Origin of the sequence: Sphingobium sp. (assembly GCF_036170395.1) — a bacterium.
In the GTDB taxonomy this organism is placed as follows: domain Bacteria; phylum Pseudomonadota; class Alphaproteobacteria; order Sphingomonadales; family Sphingomonadaceae; genus Sphingobium.
The window spans coordinates 1-4917 of sequence record NZ_JAVHPD010000023.1 but is presented as its reverse complement, the minus strand read 5'-3'; the positions used below and the strand labels follow the sequence as shown (position 1 = coordinate 4917).

At 66.4% G+C, this 4917-nt stretch carries 2 protein-coding genes; one reads left to right on the top strand and one right to left on the bottom strand.

The window, feature by feature from the left end; all coding sequences use genetic code 11:
* The first annotated feature begins 189 nt into the window (after positions 1 to 189).
* The gene (locus tag V2B31_RS07420; protein WP_328276971.1) at positions 190 to 648 is read left to right on the top strand and encodes a hypothetical protein; all 459 of its coding nucleotides are present in this window, start codon (positions 190 to 192) and stop codon (positions 646 to 648) included.
* Between the two features lie 6 nt (positions 649 to 654).
* Here V2B31_RS07420 and gltB read toward each other — a convergent pair.
* A partial coding sequence (gltB, locus tag V2B31_RS07415; protein WP_328276969.1) for a glutamate synthase large subunit occupies positions 655 to 4917 on the bottom strand: 4263 nt, incomplete at its 5' end.

Below are 4917 nucleotides of genomic sequence, written 5' to 3'. Positions count from 1 at the left end.
AACAGGGAAACCGGCGGGGCCGGTGCCTTGGTAGGAGGCGGCCCTTAGCAAAGGCCTTTGGGTCATGCAACAACCGATCTCGATCGGTGTTATAATTGGCTGGGAAGGTGATGCCGGCGCTGTGAAGGGACGGCGCGCCGGCGCGGGAGACGATGCGATATGCCGATGCCATTATGGATGTCGGGGGGCGTGACGATAGCCGCTGCGGCGGTGATGGGGCTTGGCCTGGGCAGCTATGCGACGAGTCCGCAGGGCCATTCGCCCGCCGACGAGCCGGCGATGGCGGTGGCGGAGGAGGAAGCGCCGGCCTTTGTCGACAGCGGCGGGCGCGTGCAGGAGGGGCCGGCCTTCATCCAGTGCACCGGCTGCGGCCCGACGCTCGCCGAGCGGCGGTGGCAGGCCGAGATGGCCGGCTATGATGCGGACGGCATGATCCGCGGGACCAGCGATGCGGTGGTCGAGGATTATCAGGCGCGCGACGTGATGGAGGAGGCCGCGTTCGAGGCCGCGCCGTCCCCCATCCACCAACTGCCGCCCAACATCGTGCGCTTCGCCGCCGGGCCGACGCCGTCGCCCGCCGCTGCGCAGCCCGCCATGGCGCCGCCGGCCGTCGCTGCGACGGTGCAGCCGGTCAGCGCCACGCAATAAGGCGGGTCACTCCGCCGCGACGACCTGCGCGGGCGTGTCGCTCAGCGGATGGGCGAGGCGGTTCACCATCTCCTTGGGGCAGACCTGCCAGATGTAGCGCCGCCAGCGGTCCCAATCGTCGAGCACGGTGTTCGACCAGCGGCTGTCGGTCGCGACCGCATGTTCGGCGATCAGCGCCTTGACCTGCGCTTCCCAATAGGCGCTGTCGAGCCGCTGCCAGACGATGCTTTCCGGGTTGGCCTGGGTCGGGAAGCTGCCATCCTCGTCGAGGATGAAGGCCATGCCCCCGGTCATGCCCGCGCCGAAATTCGCCCCGGTCTTGCCCAGGATCACCGCCGTGCCGCCGGTCATATATTCGCATCCGTTCGCGCCGCAGCCTTCGACCACGACCTGCGCGCCCGAATTGCGGACGGCGAAGCGCTCGCCCGCTTGTCCCGCTGCGAACAGCTTGCCGCTGGTCGCGCCGTAGAGGACGGTGTTGCCGATGATCGTATTGTCCTTCGACGACAGCGGCGAGGAGACGGTGGTGCGCACGGTGATGATGCCGCCCGAGAGCCCCTTGCCGACATAATCGTTGGCGTCGCCGAATATTTCGAGCTTGATCCCTTTGCACAGGAACGCGCCGAGCGACTGGCCGGCGCTTCCGCGCAGGCGCACGGTCAGGTGGCCGTCCGCCAGCGTCGACATGCCGAATTTCTCGGTGACGGCGGCCGACAGGCGGGTGCCCACCGCGCGGTGCGTGTTGCGGACCGTATAGGTGAGCTGCATCTTCTCGCCGCGCTCGAACACGGCGCGCGCGTCCTTCATCATCTGCGCGTCGAGGCTGTCTGGCACCTCGTTGCGCCATGCTTTCAGCGAGAAGCGGCGCTGATCGTCGGGCGCATCCACCTTGGCGAGGATGGGATTGAGGTCGAGATCGTCGAGATGCTCCGCGCCGCGATTGACCTGCTTCAGCAGCTCGGTGCGGCCGATCACCTCGTCCAGGCTGCGGAAGCCCAGGCGCGCGAGGATTTCGCGCACTTCCTCGGCGATGAAGGTCATGAGGTTGATGACCTTTTCCGGCGTGCCGGTGAATTTCTGGCGCAGCTTCTCGTCCTGCACGCACACGCCGACCGGGCAGGTGTTGCTGTGGCACTGGCGCACCATGATGCAGCCCATGGCCACCAGCGACAATGTGCCGACGCCAAATTCCTCCGCGCCCAGGATCGCGGCGATGACGATGTCGCGCCCGGTCTTGAGCCCGCCGTCGGTGCGCAGCTTCACCCGATGCCGCAGGCCGTTGAGGGTCAGCACCTGATTGGCTTCGCTGAGGCCCATTTCCCAAGGGGTGCCGGCATATTTGATGCTGGTCTGCGGGCTGGCGCCGGTGCCGCCGACATGGCCGGCAACGAGGATGACGTCGGCATGGGCCTTTGCCACGCCGGCGGCGACCGTGCCGATGCCGGCCTGGCTCACCAGCTTGACGCAGACGCGCGCGCGCGGGTTTATCATCTTGCAGTCGTAGATGAGCTGCGCGAGATCCTCGATCGAGTAGATGTCGTGGTGCGGCGGCGGCGAGATGAGCGTGACACCCGGCGTCGAATGGCGCAGCTTCGCGATGAACTCGGTCACCTTGAAGCCGGGCAGCTGGCCGCCCTCGCCGGGCTTGGCGCCCTGCGCGACCTTGATTTCGATCTCCTCGGCGCTGCCCAGATATTCGGCATGGACGCCGAAGCGGCCCGACGCGATCTGCTTGATGACGCTGTTGGCATTGTCGCCATTGTCATAGGGCTTGAAGCGGTTGGCGTCCTCGCCGCCTTCGCCCGACACCGCTTTCGCGCCGATGCGGTTCATCGCGATCGCCAGCGTCTCATGCGCCTCCGGGCTGAGCGCGCCCAGGCTCATGCCCGGCGTCACGAAGCGCTTGCGGATTTCGGTGGTCGCCTCGACCTCGTCGATCGGGATCGCTTCGCGGGCGAAGTTGAACTCCATGAGGTCGCGCAGATAGACCGGCGGCAGGTCGCGCACGCCGCGCGAGAATTGCAGATAGGTCGAATAGCTGTCGGTCGCCACGGCGGTCTGGAGCAGGTGCATGAGCTGCGCCGAATAGGCATGGCTCTCCCCGCCCTGCCGCTGGCGGTAGAAGCCGCCGACCGGCAGCCGCACCGCCGCTGCGTCGAACGCCGCCGTGTGGCGCAGCATCGCGCTGTAATGGAGCGAGGCATAGCCTTCGCCCGAAATCTTCGCGGGCATGCCCGGAAAGAGATCGTTCACCAGCGCGCGGGACAGGCCCACCGCCTCGAAATTATAGCCGCCGCGATAGGAGCTGATGACCGCGATGCCCATTTTGGACATGATCTTCAGCAGACCTTCGTTGATCGCGGTGCGATAGCGTTCGACGCACTGGTCGAAGCCGAGGTCGCCGAACAGGCCGCGCGCATGGCGATCGGCGATGCTGGCTTCGGCCAGATAGGCGTTCACCGTGGTCGCGCCGACGCCGATCAGCACCGCGAAATAATGGGTGTCGAGCGCTTCGGCGCTGCGCACGTTGATCGAGGCGTAGCTGCGCAGCCCCTTGCGGACCAGATGGGTGTGGACGGCGGCGGCCGCGAGCACGCCCTGGATGGCGACGCGCGTTTCGCTGACGCCCTCGTCCGACAGGAAGATTTCGGTGCGGCCTTCGCGCACGGCCTGTTCGGCTTCCTCGCGGATGCGGCGGATCGCGGCGCGCAACTGTTCCTGACCGCCGCTCGCGGGGAAGGTGCAGTCGATCTCCGCCACGGCGGGGCCGAAATAGGCCTTGAGCCGCGCCCATTCGGCGCTGGTGACGACCGGCGAATCCAGCACCAGCACATGGCTGTTCTGTGCCTCTTCCTCCAAGATATTGTGGAGGTTGGAGAAGCGGGTCTTGAGGCTCATCACATGCCGTTCGCGCAGGGAGTCGATCGGCGGGTTGGTGACCTGGCTGAAATTCTGCCGGAAGAAGTGGCTGATGGTGCGCGGCTTGTCCGAAATGACGGCGAGCGGCGTGTCGTCGCCCATGGAGCCGACGGCTTCCTTGGCGTCCTCGACCATGGGGCTGAGAATCAGCTCCATATCCTCCAGCGTCAGATTGGCGGCGACCTGCCGGCGGGTGAGTTCGGTCTTGTCCCAAGCGGGTAGGGCGCTGGGCGCGTCGGCGAGATCGTCGACGGTCAGGAAGTCCTTGATGAGGTCGCCATAGGGGCGTTCGCCCGCGATCCGGTCCTTGATCGCGCGGTCGTCATAGATTTCGCCTTCATGGAGATCGACGGCGATCATCTGGCCCGGACCCATGCGGCCCTTCTTGACCACGGTGGTTTCGGGCACCACGACCATGCCGGTTTCCGAGCCGACGATCAGCAGATTGTCGCCGGTCAGCGTGTAGCGCAGCGGGCGCAGCGCGTTGCGATCGACGCCCGCGACCACCCAGCGGCCATCGGTCATGGCGAGCGCGGCGGGGCCGTCCCACGGCTCCATGACGGAGGCGAGATAGTCGTACATGTCGACATGCGCCTTGGGCAGGTCGGCGCTCGCCGCCTGATAGGCTTCGGGCACGAGCATCAGCTTGGCGGTGGGCGCGTCGCGGCCGGAGCGGCAGATCGCCTCGAACACGGCGTCCAATGCGGCGGTGTCCGACGCGCCGGCGGGGATGACGGGCTTGATGTCCTCCGACTGTTCGCCGAAGGCAAGCGCCGCCATCTTGATCTCGTGGCTCTTCATCCAGTTCTTGTTGCCGCGGATCGTGTTGATCTCGCCATTATGGGCGAGGGTGCGGAACGGCTGGGCCAGCCACCATTGCGGGAAGGTGTTGGTGGAATAGCGCTGGTGGAAGATGGCGACGCGGCTCTCGAACCGTTCGTCCTGAAGGTCCGGGTAGAAGACCGACAGGCTTTCGGCGAGGAACAGCCCCTTGTAGATGATCGAGCGGCAGGAGAGCGAGCAGATGTAGAAATCGTTGATCTGCGCCGCGATCACCTTCTTCTCGATCCGGCGGCGGATGAGGTAGAGGTCCTTCTCGAACTCGGCAACGTCGCGCTCCTCCGGCATCGGGCCGGCGATCATGATCTGCTCGATTTCGGGGCGGGTGCGCTGCGCCTTTTCGCCGATGACCGACACATCGACCGGCACCTGGCGCCAGCCATAAATGGTGTAGCCCGCGTCGATGATCTCCGCCTCGACGATGGTGCGGCAGGTTTCCTGGGCGCTAAGGTCCGTGCGCGGCAGGAAGATCATGCCGACGGCGAGGCGGTTGGGCAGCGGCTTGTGGCC